Source organism: Paracoccus sp. FO-3, assembly GCF_006386455.1.
GTDB lineage: Bacteria > Pseudomonadota > Alphaproteobacteria > Rhodobacterales > Rhodobacteraceae > Paracoccus > Paracoccus versutus.
This window is the reverse complement of record NZ_VCBQ01000285.1, coordinates 1-861: the sequence shown is the minus strand read 5'-3', so window position 1 is coordinate 861 and position 861 is coordinate 1. Positions and strand designations below refer to the sequence as shown.

The window sequence follows — 861 nt, the reverse complement described above, 5'->3', positions numbered from 1 at the left end:
GATCAAGGCGAGGTTTTCGCGGCAGCAATCGTCGTTCACGGCCAGAATGCGGAACCTGCGGCAGGCCCCGAACGTGTCGGCCAGGAAGTCCAGCGACCACCGCTGGTTCGGCAGCAACGGCACTGGCATGGGGGTCCGACTGCCACGCGCCCGCTTGCGACCGCGCCTGCGCCGCACCGACAGACCTTCCTCCCGGTAAATCCGGTAGAGCCCTTCGCCCTACAAACGATCCCCCGGATCGTTTGCTTTACGGGCTCCGATCTCGTTCATGACCATGCCCTTGCGCTCCAGCATGATGCCCACGCGCCGATAGCCGAAGCGGCGGCGCTGCTCGGCGATCTTGTGCATCTCCTCACGGATCTCCGGGTTGTCGGGCGGCCGCTTGCGCCGCACCGTCTTCGGATCGACACCGATCAGAACGCAGGCGCGACGTTGAGAGATCGGATGATCCCTCAGCGCCCGCAGCACCGCGTCCCGCCGTTGCACCAGCGTCGTCAAGGCTTTCCCAGCAGATCCTTCAGCACCACGTTGTCAAGCATGGCATCGGCCAGCAGGCGCTTGAGCTTCGCATTCTCGTCCTCAAGCTGCTTCAGCCGCTTGGCGTCGGACAGGTCCATGCCGCCATATTTCGCCTTCAGCTTGTAGAATGTCGCGGGGCTCAGCCCATGCTTCCGACAAAGCTCGGACGTGGGCAAACCAGCCGCCTGTTCCTTGATCATCCCGATAATCTGTTCATCGGGGCTTACGCGGCCCCACTGGGGCCACGGTCCCCTCTTCATCGGTAAAACGGCTCTTCCTCATCTCGTCTGCTCCTTCAGATTGGGCAGACGCTACATCACGGCGAGGGAACTTCCGGGGGGG

General features: G+C 63.3%; 1 pseudogene. It reads right to left on the bottom strand.

The window, feature by feature from the left end:
• Positions 1-779: pseudogene (locus FE811_RS27010) on the bottom strand (transposase); the annotation flags it as partial.
• Positions 780-861: the final 82 nt, after the last annotated feature.